We start from the raw sequence: 18,041 nt of genomic DNA, 5'->3' as shown, positions 1-18,041 counted from the left end.
TTGTTTCGCGCGCTCGGAGCGCGCGTCCATGTGAATGGGAAAGAGAAGTTCGGGCGCCGTCCGACGGCGCCAGAAAGCTCACTTGGTCGCCTTGACGATGACCTTGCCGGTGACCGTCTCAGGCTCGCCCTGCACCTTCGCCGAGAGCGTGACCTGATAGCGGCCGGCCATCGGCAGGTCCGTCCTGAAGGCGTAGACGCCCGGCTCCTTGGAGGGCAGTGGCGCGACCGCCGATTCCATCTCGGCCATGCCGTCCGGAGCCATGTCGACGCGCGTCTTGAAGATGACGGCATCAAGCACCGGCTTGCCGGTCTGCTTGTTGGTCAGGCGAACGGCGAGCGTGACGTCGTCGCCCTTCTTCATCTCGGGATTGACCGGCTCGAAAGCGTAATCGCCGGCACCCGCCAAGGCGACTGAAGCGGCGAGCGAAAGGGTGGCGGCAACAGCCGCGGTGCTGAACTTGGAAAGCATTGTCCTGTCCTCATGAATTGATCTCGACCGCGACGCATGAATGCGCACATCAGTCATCGCCGCGCGGGGCGTGCCCGCGCGCGTCTTGAGAGATCAGATTCGAGGAGGCCGGAAGGGAGGACTGCCGCCGCGCGAGTCGACGACCTGATCGGCAGGAATAGCGGTTTCCGCTGCCGCGACGGCAAGGAATTCGAACGCCAGGGGACGAATGTCTGCCAGTGCGACGGTGCCGCCGACACAGCAGAAGCCCATCCCGCATTGGTAGCCGGTGTCGGAGCCCGTTCCCTTCATGTCGGGACAACAATCGTGCACCGACATATCGTCGTCGCCGCCGACCTGCATGGCCGCCTTCATGTCACCCGACGACATCGCGACGCCGGAAGCGGACGCGCCAGCCGGCAGCATCGCCAGGGAGATGGCGATGGCGAATGCCAGGATGGTCCGAACGATCCGCATGAAACGTGCTTTTAACCTTTTGGAACCGCAACGCAGCCTCAGTAGCATAGTCTGCGGCCGAAAGCATTCTTTGATCAAAGTCAAGCATTCGTGACCAAGGCTCCGAGGCCTGTTAGGCCGATCGCCCGCATCCTGCCTCGCCTATTGCGACTTCGATACCAGCTCGTCGGACCGAGCCGTCCGCGACCATAGCAAGGCGAGCGGGCCGAGCGCGATCCCGGCCGCGAGCACGATGACCAGCAACCAGCCCTCTGCACTCTGGGGGCCGCCAGCGGCATCGAGGGCAACCCCGGTTCCCCAGGCTCCGATCGCCGATAGGCCGAACCCGACGGTCGAATGCAGGGCGAGAGTCGCCCCGCGATGCTCCGAGACAGCCGCGGCCGACATCCCGGCTGTCAATGCACCGGAATCCGCTGGCACTGTCAGGCCATAGATCATCAGCAGCAGCGCCAGCACCCATGCCGGAGCCGTCGCATTCAAGCCGATGATGAGGGCAACGCAAGCCGAGGCGATCATCACCACCGTGATCGCCCGATGTCGCCCGAATTTCAGTGCGGCCTCGTTGCCGAGGATGCTGGCCGGCATGGAGATCACTGCAAAGCAGAAGCTCATCAGGACCGGGCTCAGCCATGAGGGCGCACCCTGATGCGCGACGACGTAGGTCCAGAACCCGACCAGCCAGGTGCGAATGCCGTAGAGCTCGAAGCAGTGCGCGCCGTAGCCGAAGATGTAACCGAGCGCCTCCCGGTTGGCGAAGACGGGCGCAAAGTTCAAAAGGCGTCCTGATCTTGGAGCGGGACTGCGGCTCTCGATCAAGAGACACGTGACCACCATCGCGATGGGACCGATGCCGGTCACGTAGAACGCGGTCCGCCATCCCCAGCCGTCGGCGAGGACTTGGGCGATCAGGAACGACAGGCCGACGCCCACCGAGAAGCTCGACGTGTAGAGCGTGACCGCCCGCGAGGTGTCGCCGGCGGGCAGCCGGTCCGTCAGTGCCTTGAGCCCCGGCATGTAGGCACCGGCAAAACCAAGGCCGGCGAGCGACCAGATGATGGTCCCCGACCAGAAGCCTTGCGCGAAGATGCCAAACGCGACGGTCGCAAGTCCGCTGACGACAGAGCCGCCGAGGAGCACGAGCCGTGCGTCGATGCGATCGGTCAGTGTCGTCAGCACGGGCACCGCCAGCATGTAGCCAAACGCGTAGCCGCTCGCCATCGTCCCGCCTTCGGCGGCGGACAATCCCCACACCGGCATCAGATGCTGGGCCAAATTCGCGGACAACGTCACGTGCGGCAGCAGATTGCCGAGCTGGCCGATACACATCACCGCAATCAGCGGCCAGCCGCGCAAGCTACGAATGTTCCCCTCCCATCGGACAGCGACTCATGTCGTGTGATCCCCACGGAGCAGCAGAAGCGCGAAGAATGCAGAGACCGAGGCCAGCGCGCCGATCCAGAGCGCGCTGCTGCCGAGATGCTCCACCATCAGTCCCAGCGCAAGCGGCGCGAAGGCGCCCGTTGCCCTGGAAGGCAGCGAAATCATCCCGACCCGTCTACCGAACCCGACCGGCCCAAACAGCGCCAACGGCAGCGTACCACGGGCAATGGTGATGATGCCGTTGCCCGCGCCATACAGCACCGTGAAGAGCGGTGCGAGCAAAGGACCGCCCGCGACCAGCGCAAGCACCCCGATCGGATTCATGAGCATGGCGAGCCGCGCCGACAGCAGCGGATGAAACCGGCCAAGCCATCCTGCTTCCAGAAGGCGGGCGCCGACCTGCGCCGGTCCGACCAGTGCTCCCGCCAGCAACGCCTGTGCTGGCGTGGCACCGAACGCAACCAGCATGGTGGGCAGGATGGCCGAGACTCCAGAGCTGACGAAACTCGCGGCCGCAAACATGTACGCCAGCAATATCATTGCGAAGGTTTCGCTCTGACCGCCGGATTGCTGGCTTGCGCCCGTGCTCGGTCCAGCCTCCTGATGCAACGGAGCGGCACCGGGCAGCGCAAGGTTGAGCGGCAAGGCAAGGCTGATGTGGATCACCGCCCAAAGCTGGCAGGCCGCGCGCCAGCCGTACTCCGTGGCGAGCCAAGTCGTGAGCGGCCAGCCGAGCGTGCTGGCGAAACCGGCGATCAGGGTGATGCCGGTGATCGTTCGTCGCGCATTGGCGCCGTAAATGCGCGCAAGCGTCGCGAACGCGGCTTCATAGAGGCCCATGCCCATGCCGATGCCGAGCAGGATCCAGGCTGCGATCAGCACCGCTACGCCATAGGCCACGGACAGCAGCAGCAAGCCACCCGCGAAAACGAGGTTCGAGACGGCAAGCATGCTGCGCCCACCGAACGTATCGATGGCATGCCCAACCCTCGGACCAAGCAGGCCGGAGATGACGAGCGCTCCCGACAACGCGCCGAACACGTAAGTCGGCGCAAGACCGAGATCGCCCGCGATCGGCGCGGCCAGGATGGCAGGAAGATAGTAGCTCGACGCCCACGCGATGGTCTGCGCGGTGCCGAGGGCGATGACGACGGTGAGCGGGCCTGCAGTGCCTCGACTCATGAGCAGCCGCACCCCGCACCGCCCGCCTTCTTGACGGATTCATCGGCGGCACAGCAGGCCGAAGGTTCGGCCTTGGCCGGACCGCCGCAGCATCCCGCCGCGGCGGCGGACGCCACGCTGCCGCGGGTGCAGACGCCGGTCTCCGGCAGCACGAGCTCGACCCGTGCCGCGGCCTTCTTGTCGCCGGCGATGTCGGCGGCGATCGATCGGACCTGCTCGTATCCCGTCATCATCAGGAAGGTCGGCGCACGTCCGTAGGATTTCATGCCGGCGAGATAAAAGCCCGGCTCATCATGCGCCAGCTCGCGCGCGCCGTGAGGCCGCACCGTTCCGCAGCTATGCTCGTTGGGGTCGATGAGCGGCGCGAGCGCGAGGGGCGCCTCGATCGCCGGATCGAGCCGCAGCCGCAGCTCGGACAGAAACGAGAGATCGGGCCGGAAGCCGGTCGACACCACCAGCTCATCGGCAACGACACTCCGCGCAGCCGCGCCGGCGCCTGTCGAAATCCTGAGGCGGCCCTCGAGCTCCGAAATGCGAGTGACAGCGAAGCCGGTCTCGACCGCGATCTTTCCGGCAGTCACGAGCGCGGCGAAGGCTGCGCCCAGCTCGCCGCGCGCGGCAAGCTTGTCGTTGCGGCCGCCGCCAAAGGCCTTTGCCGGATCGTCGCCGCGCAGCAGCCAAACGGGCCTGGTGCCGGGCGCCTCCTCGGCGAGCCGCGCGAGATCGATCAGCGTGCCTAGCGCGGAATGGCCGGCACCGAGCACGGCTACGGACTTGCCGGCGTATCTGCTGCGAGCGGAGCCGCGCACCGCCGGCATGCCATAGGCGATGCGACCGGCGCATTCGCGTTCGCCGAGCGCCGGCAGACCGTTGCTGCCGGCGGGATTGGGCGAGAACCACGTGCCGGAGACGTCGATGACGGCATCGGCGCGCAGCACTTCGTCGCCTTTGCCGTTCTGGTAACGGATTTCGAACGGCGCCTGGTCCCGCCCCTTCGTCTTCGCCTTGTCGAAGCCGGCGCGGCTGATCGCCGTGACGCGGCTCGAGGTCCGGATCGTCTCGCGCAGCGGCGTTCGCGTTGCCAGCGGCGCAAGATAGCGCTCGATCAGTTCGCCGCCGGTCGGATAGGAGCTTGGATCCGGCGAATTCCATCCCGTCGGCGCAAGCAGGCGCGCCGCGGCCTTGTCGACGTTGTATTCCCACGGCGAGAAGAGCTGGACGTGCTGCCATTGCCGCACCGCATGCCCGGCCTCGGGTCCGGCTTCGAGCACGACAGGGGACATGCCGCGTTCGAGCACATGAGCGGCGGCCGCGAGGCCGACCGGCCCCGCCCCGATGATGGCTACAGTCTTGTCCATTCCGAACTCTCCATCCTTCTAGAATTATGGAATAACTGATCAAATGAGTCAGGCTGCGGTCTGCGCAGCCTTGCATCCCGCTTCTTCCGCACAGCACTCCGCGGCCAGGAAATCGACCAGCCCGCGCATGGCGTCGAAATTGGCGCGGCAGATCAGGGTGGTCGATTCCCTGATCTGACTGACCAATCCGACCGAGACCAGCGTCTTGATGTGGTGCGACAACGTCGAGGCCGGGATCTTCAGCTTGTCCTGCAAGCGGCCGACCGGCATGCCCGCGTGCCCGGCCCGGACCAGCGCGCGATAAATCTGCAGGCGGGTCCGATTCCCCAAGGCTTCCAGGCGTGCTGCTGCGTCGTCGATCTTCATGCGCGACATGATGCGCCCGTGCGCATCAATCGTCAAACCATATTTCTAGAATATTGGAAATTACCGCTCACTCCATGGACCGGAGGTTTCCAGATTGACTTGCCCCCTATAATTCCATAAATCTGGATATATGGAAACAGAGCAAGCCGTCCTGGCGCTCGCCGCGCTGTCTCAACCGACCCGTCTGGAGGCGTTCCGGACGCTGGTCAGGCACGAGCCTGACGGTCTTGCGGCCGGCGATCTCGCCCGCCTGTTGGAAGTCCCGCAAAACACGCTGTCGGCGCATCTGTCGATTCTGAGCCGCGCCCGCCTCGTGTCCTCCGAGCGGCACAGTCGCTCGATCGTCTACCGCGCCAATCTCGGCGAATTCCGCGACGTCGCGCTCTTCCTGCTGCGCGATTGCTGCGGCGGACGGCCGGAGGTTTGCGAGCCCGTCGTCGAGACCTTGCAATCGTGCTGCTCGCCAAAACGAAAGGAGCGAAGCCGTGTCTGATCACAGGTTTAACGTCTTGTTCCTATGCACCGGCAACTCGGCGCGATCGATCTTGGCTGAGTCGATCCTGCGCAAGGACGGCGGCGGCCGCTTTCAGTCCTTCTCCGCCGGCAGCGCCCCGAAAGGCGCAGTTCATCCGCTGGCGTTGCGCACGCTGGAACAGACGGGCTATCCCACCGACGGAATGCGCTCGAAAAGCTGGCTGGAGTTTGCCGCTCCGGATGCACCGGTGATGGATTTCGTCTTCACCGTCTGCGACAACGCAGCGGGCGAGTCCTGTCCGATCTGGCCGGGCCAGCCGATGACGGCACATTGGGGCATCGAGGATCCTGCCGCGGCAGAGGGTTCAGAACTGGAGAAACAGGCGGCATTCGTCACCGCGTTTCGCTATCTGAGAAACCGCATCGCTACATTCGTGAACCTCCCGCTGAGGAGCATCGACAAGCTTTCGCTCGGCATCAAGCTGCGCGAAATCGGCCGCTCCGAAGGTGCAACCGATTTGGCGCCGAAGGCCGGCTGATGGACAGTTTCGATCTCCCGCGGCGCCTCGCGGCTGAAGCGCTCGGCACGGGTATTCTCGTCGCCACCGTGGTCGGCTCCGGCATCATGGCGGAAACGCTGACCAAGGACGTCGCCCTTGCGCTGCTCTGCAACACCTTGCCGACCGGGGCCATCCTGGTTGTCCTGATCACGGTGCTCGGTCCGATCTCCGGCGCCCACTTCAATCCCGCAGTGACGCTCGTCTTCACCGGCAAGCGCGAGCTGCCGGTCAACGAGGCCGCGCTTTACGTAATCGCGCAGATCGCTGGCGGCATCGCGGGAACGCTGGCGGCGCATCTGATGTTCGGCCTGCCGCTGCTCGACCTCTCGACCAAGGTCCGAACCGGAGGGCCGCAATGGTTCGCCGAAGCGGTCGCTGCGTTCGGGCTGGTCGCGACGATCCTGGCCGGCATCCGGTTTCAGCGGACGGCCATCCCCTGGCTGGTCGGCCTTTACATCACGGCCGCCTATTGGTTCACGGCTTCCACGTCGTTTGCCAACCCTGCGGTGGCCATCGCAAGGTCGCTGACGAACACGTTCGCCGGCATTCGCCCCGCTGACCTGCCCGGATTCATCCTCGCGGAACTCTGCGGCGCCTTCGCGGGCATGCTGCTGATGAACTGGTTGCTCGGCCGCTCACGCGCGTCCGCCTCGGTCGCAATCACGGAGACAGTTCGATGACCGTCACGATCTATCACAATCCCGCCTGTGGCACCTCGCGCAACACGCTGGCGATGATCCGGCAGAGCGGCGTTGAGCCTGATGTCATCGAATATCTGAAGACTCCACCCTCGCGGGACAAGCTCAAGGAACTGATCGCGAGCATGGGCATTCCGGGCCGCGCGCTGCTGCGCGAGAAGGGAACGCCTTACAAGGAGCTCGGCCTGGACGACCCCAAATGGAGCGATGAGCAGCTCCTCGATGTCATGATCGCCCACCCTATCCTCATCAACCGGCCGATCGTGGTGACGCCAAAGGGCACGCGCTTGTGCCGGCCGTCGGAAGCCGTGGTCGATCTCCTGGACAATCCGGTTGGCCGGTTCGTGAAAGAGGACGGCGAGGTGGTGGAAGCGCGCTAGGCCTGAAGGCGCGCCGTGAGACAGATGCAGTCGAGCTAGCCCAGCAAGCCCTTCAACCCCGCATAGATCGAGCCGATACCGGTCGCAGCAACGCCCGCGAGCGGCCCGACGGTCTGCATGAGATCCTGAATCAAGCGGGCACGACGGCGCAGCTGTTCCTCGCCGACGTGCTGCCCGAGCAGCCGCGCCACCCTGAATGCGAAAGCGTTCGGCTTGCCTCCCTGCGTCAGCACACGCGGCAGGATCTGGAAGATCACGACGCTGAGAATGTTGCCGGAGACGAAGGCGAGCAGGATGCTCGCGCCATATTCGAACACTTCACGCCATTCGATCCAGATCGTCGGAAGGATCGGAACATGGTCATGGATCCCCGTAACCGTCAGCATTGACAGGACGCTGACGGCCGCTGCCAGGAACGCCAGCACGAACGCCGTCAGGGCGGATACCCGGTGCAACGGATAAGCCACGAAGCCGAACAGCAGCGGTATGGCGATCGATGCAATCCGGAGCGGGATCGGGGACACGTTGAAGGTGATGGTCACGAGCACGTGCGCGATCACCAGCAGCAGGGCTGGAATGACCACATAGAGCACCGCATGCGTTCCGTAATAGCGCAGCGGATTGTTGTAGCGCTCGAGACGGACGTTGACACGATCGAGATCCCGCCTGAGCTTGTCCAGCTCGGCAACGATCTCGTCGATCTCGAGGAGCGTCGGTCGCACGACGCGCAAGTCGCGCGAACAATGCTTGCACGCGATGGCTTCGTCCTTGATCGTCTCGGCGCAGAACGGACATTCCATCGCTAGCGCGACTTCCCTCGCCTCATAATGGCTTCGATCTCGCCTCTGGCCCGCTTCAGTTCATCGCGCAGATCCTCGCGCTTGCGCAAGAGATCGTCGCGCTCGGCAAGCAACGTGGCGGGAACGGCGATGTCGCGCCCGCACGAGGCGCAGACCAGCGCACCCTCGGCATTTTCCGACCGGCAGTAGAGGCACGCCACTTGCGAGTTCACCTGCGAGCTCACTTGGGCGCAACCTTCAGGGTGAAGACGGTCGTGCCCGGCCGGCCATCGCTGTCCTTGATGTCGACACGCATCGTGTACTCGCCCGGCGGCAACTCCGCATCCTGCATGTTGATGCCATCTGGCTGCACGAAGGGCCTGACCCGAGGCGTCAGGTCGACGTTCGGCGTTCGGAGGAAGATCACCTTGACCGATTCCGGATCGATCTTGGCCCCGCCATAGGACTGGAATTTCAACACCAGCCGCAGAGGAGAATTCGCGGGAGCGCCCGGCGAGACGAACTCGATCTTCGGGCCGCGCATGATGCCGCGCTGATCGACGGCGACCGCGCCCTTGGGAGGCGGCAGCTTGGCCTCCTCTTCCGTGATCAATGGCGCGGCGCGCGAGGATCCCGCGGCCAACAGACCTGCAACCACCAGAGCCAGTAGAGCATTCCGCTTCATTTTCCTTGCCCCCTTTCCCATTCGTCAACGCAAGCCGCCATCGCCGATGATCGTGTAAGGCGCCCAGAACAGCGGATGCGCATAGGCAAACTCGGTCTTGCCCTCGCTGTTGAGATAGCCGGGACCATCGACAAGAGCCATCGTCGCCTGGCGCAGCGCTTCGCTGCGCGACAGCTTGGGATCGTCGGCCTGTCGCTTGAACAGGTCCGTCACCAATTGCCGCGCCGACTGGGAGTGCACCGACCAGTTCGTCACCAGCAGGGCGCGCGTGCCGGCGTAGAAGAACGCGCGGCCCAGCCCGGAGGCCGCCTCGGCCCCTGCGCCTGCGCCGGCGCCGGTATTGCAGGCCGACAGGACGACCCAGTCCGCATCGAGCTTGAGACCGAGAATCTCTTCCATCGTCAGCAGTCCGTCGCCGCCCTCGCCCGTCACCACCGGCGACGACAGAGCGAGCGCCGGCTGCGTCAGCCCGTTGAGTTCGCCCGGGACTAGACCGTGGGTCGCAAAGGCCAGGATCCTGAAGCCGGAGAGATTCATCGTCTTCACCGCGCTCTCGGTCGCGCTCTTGCCGAGGAACAGCACCTTCGAGGGATCCGCCTGCAAGGCCAGCGCGATCGACTTCAACTCGTCCGCGGTGTCGGGCAAACGGGGCAACAGACCGAGTTCGGCGCTATCGACGCCGTCGAGCTTGGGACTGTTGCGCCGCTTCAGCGGCCCGCCGCGCGTGATGTTGCCGCCGGCATCGGCCAGCTGAATCTTCTCACCCGTGCCTTCCGCCTCGGCGTGCTGATCGCTGTTGAAATAGGGATCGCCGAACGCGACGAGGTCGCCGCGGCCGGGCTTGCCGGGCGGCAACTGCCGCAGCGTGCGCAGAGCCGCCGCCGACGGCACCGTCGACACGGCATGGGTTCGCGCCAGCCACGGCACGTTGCGATAACCGACGAAGAGCGGGTCTTCGTCGACGGCCACCTCCGCCGGTGCCGTCGGCAACAAGGCGAGCGGCAGCAGGCCCAGCGCACCGTTGGTGACAACGATCAGGTTCTTGGCCGGCTTCCAGCCGCTCTCGACCGGCTTGAGCAGCAGCTCGTACAACTCATGGCCGAGCTTGAGATCGAAGGGCGGAATGTCCGAGATCATCGCCGCCTGCGGCTCGAGCGCCTCGCGCAGCTTGCGGATCTTGCTCTCGATGTCGCCGATCCTGGCCTGGACGGCGGCGAATGCCACCGGCCCCGACTTCGGCACGGCCCAGACGAAGCTGCCGTTCTGGCCGAAATAGAACGACAGCATGGCCTCGCCGTCGGTCAGCGTCGCGCGGATCTCGGCGACGCTCGGCGGCCTGGGCGAGACGAGATCGGCATAGATCGGGAATTTCTGCTTGATCTCCTGGCGCGCCTTGTCGCGCTGGCCGCGCAACGCTGCGATCGAGGCCTGTATCTGCTGCACGCCTTTCTCGTCACGTTCCGCTGCGGGAAGCGCGAGCACGTTGTTAAGCGTACCGAGCTGGGCGTTGACCTGCTTGCTCAGATCCTGCTCTTTCCGCACGAGCTCGGCGAGCGCGGGATCCTTTGCCGCCGCACGCGCACTCGAGGCAGCCAGCGCCTGCTGCACCGAGCGGCCGCGGACGGCATCGGCCAGGCTGAACGTCTCTTCGCCGACATTGGTGCCGCCTCCTTCCCTGCCGAGCAGCAGCAGATAGCTCTCGACGATGGTCTGCAGCCGTTGGCTGCGCGCGGCCACCACCGTCGTGTTCTCGTCGTCGGCGTTATCGTTGGCGCTCGCCATCATCACCGGAATGGCGGCCCTAAACTCGCGGATTGCATCGGCATCGCGGCGGGCGCGCATCAATCCGACCGCCAGCGTGCCGCGTGCCGAGGCGGCGTCGAAATGATTCTCCCCCACCCGTGCGATCTGCCTCTTCACGAGCTGCTCCGCGGCGGCAATGCCGGCGTCCAGCTGTCCGGAATCATAGAGGGACAGGATGCGAGAGGGATTGAGCTCGAACACCTGGCGGCGCTGCGGGTCCCAGCCGGCGACGGCCTTTTCTATCCTCGCAAACATTTCGCCCGCTTCGGCGTTCTGGCGGCGAAGCGTCAGGATGCCCGCAAGCTGCGACAGCAGCTGCACCGTCGCCTGCGAATCCTCGGGCACACCCACCGTCTTGTTGATGTCGAGGGCGACACGGCCGAGCTTCTCGGCCTCTTCGTAGCGGCCCTGGTCGACCAAAATGCCCGCCAGCCCCATGACGAAGCGCGGCGTGACCGGATTGTACTTGCCGGTATCCTTCAGGCGCGACAGCAGCGCGCGGCGCGCATCCACCTCGGCCTCGGCCAGCTTGCCCTGCTTCGCCTTCATGCGCGCCTGGCTCAACACGGTGCCATCGATCGCCTGCAGCAGAAGGGTCTCGGCCGGCGCACTGTCCGACGCCATGATGGCCTTCGTGCTTGCGCGCTTGCGCAGCTCGGCGGTGCGATAGGCGGCCTCGGCGTCTGCGAACTGTCCGCGCGCCTCGAAGATCGCGGCGCGAGTGAGCTCCAGCTCGCCTTCCCAGCTCTGGCCGAACTTCGCATAGGCCGCACGCCAATTGGGATGGCCGCTGGTGCGGGCCTCCTGGATCGCGGTCTGGGTGCGGCGGAGATAGGCTTCGGCCTGTGCGAGGTCGCCCATCTGGATGAGAACGACCGCGATCCCGCGGTTTGTCACGAACTGAAATCCCTTGGCGCCCGGCATGCTGGCCGATTCGCGCAAAAGTCTCTGCATGATCTCGAGCGCGCGCTTCGGATCGCCCGCGAGCGAGTGTTGCAGGGATTGGAGCTGCAACATGCGCCCCAGCAAATTCGGGCCGACTGCGCCGCGCCCGACCTCCACGGCCTTGTCGGCGTCAGCCATCGCTTCGGCGAGCCGGCCGAGCTGCGCGCGTGCATTGGCGCGATCGAAATAGAGCTGCGCGAGGTCCTGGCGGGACTCCTTGCCCGTGGGCACGGCGTCGGCCTCCGACTTCAATTCCGCGATCATCTTCTCGTTGGGCTTGTCGCCGTCGAGGATCGCCGTGATGTCGGAGATGCTGCGCGGCGGGGCGACGAAATCCTTCGGCAGTGCCGTGCCTGCATCGAGCTTGGGCGCCGTTTCCTTGGGAAGCTCGACGGCGACATTGGCGCGGCCATTGGCGGCATTGAGCGCCGCCATGACACAGGCCCTGACCTGCGGCGTTGCTTTTGCCCGGCAGGCTTCGAGATTTGCGCCTCCGGCAGGTCCGCCGCCGGCGCGCATGCAGGCCTGCACGATCGGCTTGCCGACCCTCATCCGGCAATTATCGAGCGCCGCATCCTTGGTCAGCGCGACTGCGGAGCCGGTCGATCCGAGCAGAATGGCAACTGCCAACAGGCGGCGCGAGGAAATGTCCCGACGGCACTTGCGCAGACGCGCGGCGTCTAAGCTCATCTCGAAGGACCTTTGGACAAAATGAATTCGAAAGAAACGTGGTGATCCTATCCGGCCTGCGCGGAAGGACAAGGGCAATCAATGCGGTTCCCGGAGGACCTCAACTGGTGGGCGGCGACAGGCGGCGCACTCCTGTGGAACCGGTCAGGCGGCCCGGGGAATCGGGCCGATCGGCCGCGGGGCGGCCGCGCTCAAAGGGCTGAGGACGCGTGCTTAGCCCTTCGAGACCACCGCGCGACCATAGGGCGGTTGCCCCTGAACCGGCGGATTGGCGGTCTGGGCGGCGAGCTCGCCGATCAGGCGGTCGGCATCGGCGGCCATGCCGTCGGGGGCCTGGATCACCAGGCGCTCCAGCGCCCAGCGGTAGGACGAGATTCGCTGCTCCAGGCATTGCTGCACCCACTGGATGATCAGCGAGTTCTCCTGCATGCGCGCGACCGCGTCGTCCCTCTCCCTAGGCGACAGCGCGGAGACGCGCGCCATGCTGGCATCGCGCTTCCTGTCGAGATCGATGACGCGGATCGCGGATGCGAAGAACGGCTCGAATCGGGTGATGTCGTTGCGCACGTCCTCGATCAGCTGCGCATAGCGCGAGGAATGCGAGCGGTGCGGCTCGTCGATCAGCGTGCGCCCGTACATGGTGCGGTCGAACACGACCTTCTGACGCCACGGCGAGGGCAGCGCCTTGTAGTCGCCGAACACGCTCTTCCATGCGGGGCGCGACAGCGGCGGCTCGATCATGGGATAGGCGAGATCGCGGAGCTGGCGCTCTTCGTCGGTGAGCTGGAATTGCGATGGTCTCAGGCCGACGCTGGAGGTGACCTCCGCACCGAGCCAGCGATGCATGTCGTCGCTGCGCATGCTCTCGCGGGTGCGGCCGAAGTCGCCGCCGCTACACGCCGCGAGCAAGGCGCCCAGCAGCGTGAGCAGGACGGCCGATAGGACAGGCCGGATCTGGCGGATGACGTCCGGCATTGCATGAAGCCGGATGTCAGCGGCGGCGACGACGGCGCCCCGGCGCTGTGCCCTGCTCCGGCCCGCGATCGCCGCTGGTTTCGTCCGCCTCGCGCTCGATTCGAATCACGGGAAGGATCAGAACCGTTCCCATGTCCGCGCGCGGAGCGACATCCCCGGACGAGCCCACCCGGCGACCGGCCGGAAATTCGATGATGGTCCCCATGTCAGCTCTCTTCAATTGCCGCGCGACCGAACGCGCCCCAGCAACATGCATTCATTAAGATCAGCTCATGGTTAACGGGGTGTAAACAGGCCGCTTCAACCGTAACCGCACGGACCGCGCCGCGCCGTCCCGTTGCGGCACGACAACGCCTCAAATTGCAGGGCCGGCTTCACGCCTCGTTTTCCTTAACGAGGCTTTAAACGAAGCTGCGCTAGGCTCGCCCCCAAGTATCTTTCCCGAGTTGCGTACGCCTCCATGACCAAGTCGCTGTTTCCCGGATTCGACGGGCTGATGACCCTGTCCCGTCGCGAAGGTGTCGATGTCCGTCCGACGCTGCTGCGCGTGCTGACCGACCTCTATGTCCAGACGAGCACCCACAGCGACGACGAGCAGCGGCAATTCGTCGAGCTCGCCACGCGGCTGATCGACCAGGTCGACGATGCGACGCGCGCGGCCGTCAAGGCCCGCCTCGCGGTCTATCCGCAGACGCCCGTCCCGATCCTGCAGAAGCTCGGCCTGGTCGCCACCCAGGAAGGCCGCAGGGTTCCACTGGCCCGGGAGATCCCCGCCCCGCCGCGCGCGTCTGCTCCGGCGCGCGTGCCGACCGAGGCCGAGCAACGCATGGCCGCCAACTTGGCGATGCAGCCGAAAGAGGCGGCCGAGATCCACGACATGTTCTTCCGCGCCGGCGCCTCCGAGCGCGCGCTGATCCTGCACAATCTGGCGCAGACCCCGCTGAAAGCCGCCCCCCGTATTCCGACCGCGCGCGCCAAGCGCGCGATCCAGATCCTGGAGATGGCGGCGATCGCGGGCGATATCGAAAGCTTCACCTTCGAGCTCGGCGACAGCCTGATCCTGCCCTCGCGCGTCGCAGCCCAGATCGTCGACGATGCCGGCGGCGAGGCGCTTGCCGTTGCCGCACGCGCGCTCGACATGCCGAGCCCGGTGTTCCAGCGCATTCTCTTGTTCTTCAAGCCGGAGATCGGAACGTCCGTGAACGCCGTGTACCGCCTGTCGCGGCTCTATGACCGTCTCGCCGAGCGATCGGCGCTGGTGATGCTGGCGGCCTGGCGCGGCTCGACGCTCGCGGTCACCCGCGCGAAGTATCAGTCCTCGCTGCATGACGGGGAGCGCCAGCGCGCACGCGCCGGCGCGAGCCAGACGCGGCCGGGCGTGCAGCCCGGCTCGAGCCCGGCGGTGCGGACGGGGACTAATCCGTCGGATCGCTGATTTGCTTACGCCGCCTCAGCGAGCGGCAGCGGTGAGGCACGCAACGAACTCCAACCCCGTCATTGCGAGCAATGACGGTTGAGGCTACGCCTTGGCCAATTCCAGAAAATGCCGGCCCGCGCGATCCTCGGTCTCGACGATCCACGCATCCGGATCGAAGCGGATTTCCTTGATCAGCCGCTCCTCGATCGTGTGATCCGGCAGAGGCTGCGGCGCGACAGGGACGAAGAAGCGATCGACCGGCCGGCCATCGTCATAGACGGTCTGCGGCGCCGGCGCATACAGCATCGCATGGCCGTCGAGCAGCGACACCTTCACGAACACCGCGCCCGCCTCCTCGGCACCGCGACGCCGCACGGCGCCGAACACGCCCTCGGTCTGGCACCGGCGCAAGTAAGCCGCCACCCAAATATTGGATTTCAAACGCATGAATTCGACGATAGGCCAGTGCGAGGCCTCACGCCAGCTTTACGTCTCACGCCTTGCGCGTGCCGTCCTGACCACCGCGAATCTGCGTTGCGATGAAGTATGACAGCGGCATAGCGAGTGCAAATCCTACCGCCACGGCATAGGGGATGTTCCTGATGGCGTCGGCGGCAAAACTCGGGACCATCAGCACCACGATGAGGCTGATGCCCGCCAGCGTCGTGCCGAGCATGATCCAGACGAGAATCGAGACCTTGAACATGACGACCTCTCTTCCTTGATGAGATGAGCCATCTTGTTCCTGCGGCCGCCGGCCGTCATTGATCCCACTCAAATCGCAATCGTATCGGATCCGGTCCATCGTGCCGGCGCCGGCAATTGACCTGCGTCAACGACACTCGACGTGCGGCTATTCGACCGGGCGGCCGATCGCAGCGGCGAGCTCGCGCAGCAGCCGGTCCGAGACCTGGCCGGTGACCTGCATCTTGTGCTCGCGCTCGAACTTCTGGATCGCGGCCTGGGTCTCGCCGCTCATGGTGCCCGTGATCTTCAGATTGCCGTAGCCGTATTCGGACAGCGCGCGCTGCACGCCGGCAATGCGGCGTGCGGCCGGGCTTTGCGCCGGGATCGGCGCCGGCGGACGCAGGGCCGCGGGCGGCGTCGAGGTGGTCGCCTTGACCAGATTGGTCATCGGATCGTTCGAGCGGGTCGAGGCGGTCGCCTCGACCGGCTTTTCGGCAGCACGCTCGGCGGGCTTGGGCTCGGCAGGCTTAGGCTCGACACGGAACTCGGTCGCGCGCGGCTCGAGCGGCGAGGTATCGGCGCCGACGGGGCGCGGACGCGGCATGGGATTCGACAGCGGCACGGACGACGGCGCGGGAAGATTGATCACCGTGCCGAACATCGGCGCGGGATGCCGGCCGGTCTGGAGGAACAGCGCATTGGCAACGATCGCGGCGATCGCGGCGACGGCGACGAGGCCGGCCAGCGTGTCCTTGGGGCTGTGCAGCAGCACGCGCATCACGAGGTTGCGCTCGGTCTCGACGTCGACAACCGCAGCTTTGGCACCACGGCGGCGCGGAGCGGCTTCGTCCTTGGCAGACTTCTTAGGCACTTTTCTTCACCAGAGCGGGTTGGTCCTGAGACTGGTCGTGAGCGTGGTCTTGAAGATCCTGGTCTTGAAGATCCTGGCGCAGCACAGGCGTCAGCGTCGCAATCTTGCGCTCGGCCGGCTTGGCTTGCGGCGGCGTGTAGACGAGCGGCAGCTTGATGGTGACCGCCGTGCCCTCGCCCAACCTGCTTTGTACCGTCAATTCGCCGAGATGCAACGCCACGAGACTCTTCACGATCGAAAGTCCAAGGCCGGTGCCCTCGTGACGGCGCTGATAGGTCGTGCCGGCCTGGAAGAACGGCGCGCCGATGCGCTTGAGATCGTCGGGCGCGATGCCGACGCCGGTGTCGCTGATGCGCAGCGTCAGCTGCGAACCGGACACGGCGGCCGATACGCAGACCTGACCGCCGCGCTCTGTGAACTTGATGGCGTTGGCGACGAGGTTGAGCACGATCTGCTTGAAGGCCCTGGGATCGCCGGTCATGACGGGCAGGTCCTGCGGCGCGTCGGTGATCAGGTCGATGCCGTTCTCCCGCGCCTTCAGCGCCAGCAGATTGCAGCAATGCAATAGCGAAGCGCGCGGCGCGAACGGCTCGGACGCGATCTCGAAATTGCCCGATTCCATCTTCGACATGTCCAGGATGCCGTTGACGACCGACAGCAGGTGCTGGCCGGAATCGTTGATCAGCTGGGCGTATTCCTTGCGCTGCGCAGCACCCAGCATCAAGGCCTGCTCCTGCGCGATCATCTCGGAGAAGCCGATGATGGCGTTGAGCGGCGTGCGCAGCTCGTGGCTCATGGTGGCGAGGAAGCGCGTCTTGGCGGCATCGGCCGCCTCGGCGGCGCTGCGCGCCTGGTCCAGCGCCTGCTCGAAAAGCTTGCGGTCGGTGACGTCGCGCATCACCGCGACGACTTCGGCTTCGCGCGTGACGTCACGCGCGCTGTCCTGATCGAGCGGACGGCAGCGCATCTCGACCCAGATGAAATCGACCTGGCCGCGCTCGGCGGCGGGCTCGCGCCGCAGCCTGAACTCGACGCTGCGCACCTCGCCGCGCGCCGCGTCGGACAGTGCCGTGAGATAGGCCGGCCGATCGGCGACATGGACACGGTCGAACAGGCCGTGGCCGAGCAGTTGCGCCACCTGCGCTCCGAGCATGGCCTCCACCGCCGGCGAGATGAATTGCACCGCACCGTTGCGCTGATGCCGCGAGATGACATCGCTCATGTTGCGCGCCAGCAGGTGGTAACGCTCCTCCTCGCGCGACAACAGCGCGACGCTGGTGCGCGCGAGCGATTCCGCGCCGAAGGCGAGGCCGGCGGCATAAAGAGTGGCAGACGTGACCCCGAAAGCCATCAGCACGCCGCGCTCGGCGGCACTCGGCTCAACCACCGGCAGCCAGCCGAGCTGGCTGACCAGAATCAGCATTCCGGCGCAGGACAGCGCAAGCAGCGAGGCAAACGCCGCGACGCGGCGCGAGGCCGACAGCGCAGCTTCGAGCGGAACCACGATCAGCCAGACCGCGGCGAAGGATTCGATGCCGCCTGTCGTGATCGCGACAGCCATGATCAGGCCGGCGAGCGCCAGCGACGACAGCACGTGTGCGCCCTCGTAACGGCCGGTGCGCGACAGGAACCAGGACAACATGATCGGCGCGATCAGCCAGGCAAAGGCCGCGACCTCGATCGCGCTCGGCGCGCCGCGCATGGCGAGATAGACCGGAAATGCAGCGAAGGCGGCAAGGCTGCCGAGCAGCCGCGGTGCCATGAAGGCGCGATGGCGCGCGCGCATCAGCGCATCGTAGCGCGCGGAGGGATGCAGCAGTGCATCGAGACAATCGCGGATGATACTCAAAACTGTCACGGGTCT

The 18,041-nt window shown here is 65.8% G+C and carries 21 protein-coding genes; 5 read left to right on the top strand and 16 right to left on the bottom strand.

Annotation, left to right across the window (positions count from 1 at the left end; genetic code table 11):
• Nucleotides 1–78 precede the first annotated feature (78 nt).
• The 6 genes from I6F09_RS12895 to I6F09_RS12870 form a co-directional block, all read right to left on the bottom strand.
• Complete coding sequence (locus tag I6F09_RS12895; protein ID WP_225188211.1) at nt 79–471, bottom strand: FixH family protein; 393 nt, start codon at nt 469–471, stop codon at nt 79–81.
• Between the two features lie 93 nt (nt 472–564).
• Complete coding sequence (locus I6F09_RS12890) at nt 565–927, bottom strand: hypothetical protein (RefSeq protein ID WP_036005883.1); 363 nt, start codon at nt 925–927, stop codon at nt 565–567.
• A gap of 141 nt (nt 928–1,068) precedes the next feature.
• A complete protein-coding gene (locus tag I6F09_RS12885; protein ID WP_225188330.1) occupies nt 1,069–2,253 on the bottom strand; it encodes an MFS transporter in 1,185 nt (394 codons plus the stop codon).
• 60 nt (nt 2,254–2,313) lie between these two features.
• A complete protein-coding gene (locus tag I6F09_RS12880; RefSeq protein WP_225188210.1) occupies nt 2,314–3,501 on the bottom strand; it encodes an MFS transporter in 1,188 nt (395 codons plus the stop codon).
• Nucleotides 3,486–4,847, bottom strand: a complete 1,362-nt coding sequence (locus I6F09_RS12875; protein ID WP_225188209.1) for an NAD(P)-binding domain-containing protein — start codon at nt 4,845–4,847, stop codon at nt 3,486–3,488. Before I6F09_RS12875 ends, I6F09_RS12880 begins: the two co-directional genes overlap by 16 nt.
• 48 nt (nt 4,848–4,895) lie before the next feature.
• On the bottom strand, nt 4,896–5,213 hold the full coding sequence (locus tag I6F09_RS12870) for a metalloregulator ArsR/SmtB family transcription factor (RefSeq protein WP_036005951.1): 318 nt from the start codon (nt 5,211–5,213) through the stop codon (nt 4,896–4,898).
• Nucleotides 5,214–5,343: 130 nt separating this feature from the next.
• Here I6F09_RS12870 and I6F09_RS12865 point away from each other — a divergent pair, with 130 nt between their 5' ends.
• The 4 genes from I6F09_RS12865 to arsC are packed head-to-tail and all read left to right on the top strand — an operon-like array spanning nt 5,344 to nt 7,325.
• A complete protein-coding gene (locus tag I6F09_RS12865; RefSeq protein WP_225127214.1) occupies nt 5,344–5,706 on the top strand; it encodes a metalloregulator ArsR/SmtB family transcription factor in 363 nt (120 codons plus the stop codon).
• Entirely contained in the window at nt 5,699–6,226 is a 528-nt protein-coding gene (locus tag I6F09_RS12860; protein ID WP_225127215.1) for an arsenate reductase ArsC, read from the top strand. The genes I6F09_RS12865 and I6F09_RS12860 overlap by 8 nt, the downstream gene beginning before the upstream one ends.
• Nucleotides 6,226–6,927, top strand: coding sequence for an MIP/aquaporin family protein (locus I6F09_RS12855; RefSeq protein ID WP_036005890.1), 702 nt, complete (start codon nt 6,226–6,228; stop codon nt 6,925–6,927). Before I6F09_RS12860 ends, I6F09_RS12855 begins: the two co-directional genes overlap by 1 nt.
• On the top strand, nt 6,924–7,325 hold the full coding sequence (gene arsC / locus I6F09_RS12850; protein WP_225188208.1) for an arsenate reductase (glutaredoxin): 402 nt from the start codon (nt 6,924–6,926) through the stop codon (nt 7,323–7,325). Before I6F09_RS12855 ends, arsC begins: the two co-directional genes overlap by 4 nt.
• 35 nt (nt 7,326–7,360) lie before the next feature.
• Here arsC and I6F09_RS12845 read toward each other — a convergent pair whose 3' ends face one another.
• From I6F09_RS12845 to I6F09_RS12820, 6 genes are all read right to left on the bottom strand, one after another.
• Nucleotides 7,361–8,125: a hypothetical protein gene (locus I6F09_RS12845; RefSeq protein WP_036005895.1), complete on the bottom strand. Its 765-nt coding sequence runs from the start codon at nt 8,123–8,125 to the stop codon at nt 7,361–7,363.
• A gap of 2 nt (nt 8,126–8,127) precedes the next feature.
• Nucleotides 8,128–8,337: a hypothetical protein gene (locus tag I6F09_RS12840; RefSeq protein ID WP_036005954.1), complete on the bottom strand. Its 210-nt coding sequence runs from the start codon at nt 8,335–8,337 to the stop codon at nt 8,128–8,130.
• 8 nt (nt 8,338–8,345) lie between these two features.
• A complete protein-coding gene (locus I6F09_RS12835; protein ID WP_057027189.1) occupies nt 8,346–8,789 on the bottom strand; it encodes a hypothetical protein in 444 nt (147 codons plus the stop codon).
• Nucleotides 8,790–8,813: 24 nt separating this feature from the next.
• The gene (locus I6F09_RS12830; protein ID WP_225188207.1) at nt 8,814–12,167 is read right to left on the bottom strand and encodes a CHAT domain-containing protein; all 3,354 of its coding nucleotides are present in this window, start codon (nt 12,165–12,167) and stop codon (nt 8,814–8,816) included.
• 273 nt (nt 12,168–12,440) lie between these two features.
• Entirely contained in the window at nt 12,441–13,202 is a 762-nt protein-coding gene (locus tag I6F09_RS12825; RefSeq protein WP_036023191.1) for a hypothetical protein, read from the bottom strand.
• 16 nt (nt 13,203–13,218) lie between these two features.
• Complete coding sequence (locus I6F09_RS12820; protein ID WP_036005903.1) at nt 13,219–13,407, bottom strand: hypothetical protein; 189 nt, start codon at nt 13,405–13,407, stop codon at nt 13,219–13,221.
• A gap of 255 nt (nt 13,408–13,662) precedes the next feature.
• Between I6F09_RS12820 and I6F09_RS12815 the strand changes: the two genes are divergently transcribed.
• Nucleotides 13,663–14,637 (top strand): DUF2336 domain-containing protein, encoded by a 975-nt coding sequence (locus I6F09_RS12815; protein ID WP_225188206.1) that lies wholly within the window; start codon nt 13,663–13,665, stop codon nt 14,635–14,637.
• Between the two features lie 84 nt (nt 14,638–14,721).
• Here the strand turns inward: I6F09_RS12815 and I6F09_RS12810 are convergent, their stop codons facing one another.
• The 4 genes from I6F09_RS12810 to I6F09_RS12795 form a co-directional block, all read right to left on the bottom strand.
• Nucleotides 14,722–15,066: a DUF1491 family protein gene (locus tag I6F09_RS12810; protein WP_225144051.1), complete on the bottom strand. Its 345-nt coding sequence runs from the start codon at nt 15,064–15,066 to the stop codon at nt 14,722–14,724.
• A 46-nt stretch (nt 15,067–15,112) separates the two neighbouring features.
• The gene (locus I6F09_RS12805; RefSeq protein WP_024339804.1) at nt 15,113–15,325 is read right to left on the bottom strand and encodes a hypothetical protein; all 213 of its coding nucleotides are present in this window, start codon (nt 15,323–15,325) and stop codon (nt 15,113–15,115) included.
• A gap of 147 nt (nt 15,326–15,472) precedes the next feature.
• Nucleotides 15,473–16,177, bottom strand: a complete 705-nt coding sequence (locus I6F09_RS12800; protein WP_036005910.1) for a peptidoglycan-binding domain-containing protein — start codon at nt 16,175–16,177, stop codon at nt 15,473–15,475.
• Complete coding sequence (locus I6F09_RS12795; RefSeq protein WP_225188205.1) at nt 16,170–18,035, bottom strand: ATP-binding protein; 1,866 nt, start codon at nt 18,033–18,035, stop codon at nt 16,170–16,172. The genes I6F09_RS12800 and I6F09_RS12795 overlap by 8 nt, the downstream gene beginning before the upstream one ends.
• Nucleotides 18,036–18,041 lie beyond the last annotated feature (6 nt).

Source organism: Bradyrhizobium sp. IC3195 (assembly GCF_020193585.1).
Classification (GTDB): domain Bacteria; phylum Pseudomonadota; class Alphaproteobacteria; order Rhizobiales; family Xanthobacteraceae; genus Bradyrhizobium; species Bradyrhizobium yuanmingense.
The sequence above is the reverse complement of the archived record's forward strand: the minus strand, read 5'-3'. Positions and strand labels throughout refer to the sequence as shown.